The sequence below is a fragment of the Corynebacterium sp. 212_CJEI genome (assembly GCF_001055915.1).
GTDB lineage: Bacteria > Actinomycetota > Actinomycetes > Mycobacteriales > Mycobacteriaceae > Corynebacterium > Corynebacterium jeikeium_D.
The window spans coordinates 1-4,274 of the sequence record NZ_JVPT01000082.1 but is presented as its reverse complement, the minus strand read 5'-3'; the positions used below and the strand labels follow the sequence as shown (position 1 = coordinate 4,274).

Annotated in this window: 3 protein-coding genes; all 3 read left to right on the top strand. The window is 60.7% G+C overall.

The window, feature by feature from the left end; all coding sequences use genetic code 11:
* Positions 1-73 precede the first annotated feature (73 nt).
* Entirely contained in the window at positions 74-883 is an 810-nt protein-coding gene (locus tag ADB02_RS10715; protein WP_035006260.1) for a metal ABC transporter ATP-binding protein, read from the top strand.
* Entirely contained in the window at positions 880-2,646 is a 1,767-nt protein-coding gene (locus ADB02_RS10710; protein ID WP_222865187.1) for a metal ABC transporter solute-binding protein, Zn/Mn family, read from the top strand. The genes ADB02_RS10715 and ADB02_RS10710 overlap by 4 nt, the downstream gene beginning before the upstream one ends.
* A 292-nt stretch (positions 2,647-2,938) precedes the next feature.
* The gene (locus ADB02_RS10705; RefSeq protein ID WP_011273191.1) at positions 2,939-4,150 is read left to right on the top strand and encodes an IS110 family transposase; all 1,212 of its coding nucleotides are present in this window, start codon (positions 2,939-2,941) and stop codon (positions 4,148-4,150) included.
* Positions 4,151-4,274: the final 124 nt, after the last annotated feature.

The window sequence follows — 4,274 nt, the reverse complement described above, 5'->3', positions numbered from 1 at the left end:
AACACCACCCCGCCCCAAAGGTCAATACATTGAACTTGGTGATTCATTGAACTGACCACTATTCTTGGCTGCCATGAGTATTAGCGTCCAGAACTTGAGCGTGAGCTACGGCGCGAACACCGCGATTCGGAACATCAGCTTCACCCTCGACTCCCCCGGCATGCACGGCATCATCGGCCCCAACGGCTCAGGCAAATCCACCCTCATGAAGGCGATGCTCCAGATCCTGGACAAACACAACGTCCACGGCACAGGCCCCACCGGCGCCCCTGCCGGCTACCCCGTCACCCTCGACGGCAAGGCCCCCGCCGAGCAGCGCCGCGCAATCGCTTATATCGAGCAGCGCTCTGACCTCGACCGCAACTTCCCCACCAGCGTCTTCGACACCGTCCTGATGGGCACTTACCCGCGCCTGGGTCTTTTCCACCGCCCCGGCAAGGCCGAACGCGAAGCAGCCACCCAGGCTCTCAAGGACGTCGACATGTGGGACTTTCGCCACCGCCACATCAGCGAACTCTCGGGCGGACAGTTCCAGCGCGTCCTCTTTGCCCGCGCCATCGTCCAGGACGCGGAGTACATCTTCCTGGACGAGCCCTTCGTCGGCATCGACGTCCCCAGCGAGAAGACGATCGTGACCCTGCTGCGGCAGATGGCGGACGCGGGCAAGCACGTCGTCGTCGTGCACCACGACATGAACACGGTGCGCGGCTACTACAACGACCTCATCGTCCTCAACGGCGAGCTCGTCGCGGCGGGTCCCACCGAGGAGGTCTTCGTCCCCGACGTGCTGCAGAAGGCCTTCGGCGCGCTCGTCATCCGCGAGCCGTCAGCACCAGCCCACCCCACGCCACGGCAGGCAGCCCTCCAGGAGGAGACAGCATGATCGCGGAGTTCCTCGACTCACTACTCAGCCACGGCTACCTGCAAAAAGCGCTGATCACCTCGGTGATCGTGGGCGTGGCCTGCGGCATCGTCGGCAGCTTCATCGTGCTGCGCGGCATGGCCCTGATCGGCGACGCCATCTCGCACGCCGTACTACCGGGGGTCGCGGCCTCCTACCTGCTCGGCACGAACCTCTTCCTCGGGGCGGTGGTCGCGGGTCTACTCGCCACACTGGCGATCGGGCTGATCAGCGAACGCTCCACTGTGAAGAACGATTCGGCGATCGGCATCGTCTTTTCCACCTTCTTCGCGATCGGCGTGCTGCTCATGGCGAAAGCGCAGACGGCGACGGATCTGACGGAGATCCTCTTCGGCAACGTCCTGACCGTTCAGGACGCCGACCGCAACCTCTCGATCGGTATTGCCGCTGCCGTGCTGATTCTCACGCTGGTCTTTTACAAGGAGCTCAAGCTCAGCACCTTCGACCCCGTCATGGCGCAGTCGGCTGGCGTGCCCGTGCGGGCAATCCACTACGGGCTGATGGTGGTGCTCACGCTGGTGACGGTCATTTCCCTGCAGACGGTGGGCGTGATCCTGGTGGTCTCCCTGCTGATCACTCCGGCGTCGGCGGCGTACCTGCTGACGAACCGGCTGGGAGTGATGATCGGGCTTTCAGTGGCGATCTCGGCGCTCAGCTCCGTAGTGGGGCTGTTCCTGAGCTATAGCTACAACGTGTCCTCCGGCGTGACGATCGTGCTGACCGCCAGCGCGCTGTTCCTGCTGGCTTTCCTCTTCGCGCCAGGCAAGGGACTGATTGCTCGCTCGCTGGGCAATAAGCCACTGGCCGCGCTGTTGGCCCTCCTGGTGGGCGGTGCCCTCGTGTTCGGGGCCGTGACCTTCTCGACGGAGGAGAAGGCAGACGGTGAGCAGCTGAACGTCGTCACCACCTTCACGCTGCTGGCGGACCTGGTGGAGGAGATCGGCGGCGAGGCGGTGGACGTCCATAACCTCGTGCCGACCGGCACGGACCCGCACGACTACGACCCCCTGCCCGCGGACCTGGATGCGACGAGCGACGCCGACCTGCTGTTCTACAACGGGCTGAACCTCGAGGGCGGTGAGCACGGCTGGCTCGCGAAACTGAAAAACACCGCGGGCCTGGACGATTCCCAGATGGTCGAGGCCACCAAGGGCGTGGAACCGAAGTACCTCAAGGACGAAAAGGGCAATCAGGAGATCAACCCGCACGCCTTCCTGGACCCGACCGTCGGCATCGCGATGGCCGAGAACGTGACCGCGGCGCTGGCCGAGGCCCTGCCCGAGCGTGCCGAGCACATCGAGGAGAAGGGGGCGGAGTACAAGGCCATGCTGGAGAGCATCGACGCCGACTACCGCGAGCAGATCGGTGCGCTGCCGAAGGAGGATCGTGTGCTCGTGGCCAGTGAACATGCCTTCCAATACATGGTCGACACCTACGGCATGGAGCAGCTGTATATCTGGCAGATCGACACGGATGAAAACGGCTCCCCCGCGCAGATCGGACACCTCGTGCGCCAGCTGAAGGACAAGCGCCCGAAGCACCTGTTCGTGGAGTCGAACGTGGATACGCGCCCCATGAAGACCGTCTCGAAGGAGGCCGGGATTCCGATCTTCGACGAGCCACTGCACTCCGATGAGCTCGGCAAGCCGGGCACGGTCGCGGGAACCTACGAGGATTTCCTGCGCAGCAACTTGAAGACCATGATCGCGGGGCTGAAGCGCTAAAACGCGAATGCTCGAGGCCCACATGCGTTGGGCTTCCCCGGTCGCATTCCCGTTACCTTGTGAGTGTCCCCGATAATGGGGATAGTCGCTGGTCCCGGTATGGCTTACCTGCCCTGTAGTTTCCATAATCCGGGGGGGTGTTGCCGCCGGGTGCCAGGACTTTCGATGACAGCTGATAAGGACACGGCCAGTTTTAAACTAGGTCTCTTTGTAACGTGGGTGCTTGCAACGAAGGTCATGACACCAGCGACTGGAACAACGCCATACCCATCTCGTTTTCTAGGAGCTCATCATGTCTCCGGAGCATTCCATCGACATATTCCTTGGGTTAGACGTCGGCAAATCTGAACACCACGCCTGCGCCTTAGACCGTGATGGCAACAAGGTCTTCGACAAACCGTTGCCTCAACTCGAATCCGAACTAGCAGGCGTTTTTCACCAGCTTCAGAAGCTTGGCACCGTGCTCGTGATCGTCGACCAACCCAACACCATCGGCGCACTACCGATTGCTGTAGCCCGGGACTGCGGTTGCGAAGTCGGATACCTGCCAGGTCTTGCGATGCGCAAAGCTGCAGATCTCTATCCGGGACGTGCAAAAACAGACAAACGCGACGCATTCATCATCGCCGACACCGCCCGCACAATGCCCCACACGCTACGTGCCGTCGACCGCAATGATGAGGTACTCTCCGCCCTAAAGATGCTGTCCGGCTTCGATGATGACATCGCCCGCGATTGCACTCGCACTGTCAATCGGCTTCGCAGTGTCCTCACCCAGATCTACCCCAGCCTGGAACGAGTTTTTGCTGGTAGCACCCTGACTCGCACGCCGATCCTGGAATTATTGATCCATTACAAGGGACCGCAGGGGCTAAAAAGAGCCGGATACCAACGAGTGTTGAACTGGATGATCAAGCGCACACGTAAAGACCCCACCCCGCTGGTAGACGACATTTTTACAGCGCTGAAAGCTCAAACAGTCACCGTGCCTGGAAGCGATGCCGCCGAGTTAGTAATTCCTCAACTGGCTGCAAACATCCAGGCCCTCAAAGAGCAACGAAACACCATTGCTGAGCAGGTTGAAGAGATGCTCGCTGATTTCCCTCTTTGTGAGGTCTTGATGAGTATGCCCGGAGTCGGCATCAAGACCGCAGCGCAGATCCTTCTTGCGATCGGTGATGGCTCCGACTTCGCTAGTGCTGGCCACTTAGCTGCTTATGCTGGAATAGCACCCGTGACTAGACGATCCGGTTCGTCGATCAGAGGTGAATTCCCGGCACGGTCAGGCAATAAACGACTGAAAAACGCCTTGTTCTACTCCGCATTCGCAGTTATCCGCAGCCACGAACCGTCACGGCGGTATTACGAACGCAAACGCGCTGAAGGAAAACGCCACAACGCAGCAGTCATCTGCCTGGCACGACGCCGATGCAATGTCATCTACGCGATGCTGAAAAACAAGGAGTTCTTCCGCGAAATCCCGCCACGCCCCGTCGCCGCATAAAGCCCCAAAGACGAAGCCGACCAGCACACGCTGGCCGGCTCCTAGGCACGCCTAAGAAACTACTCCCAAGACTGTGCTCGTCAACATCGGTCTGGCACTTGACAAAAACATAGGGACACCCCCC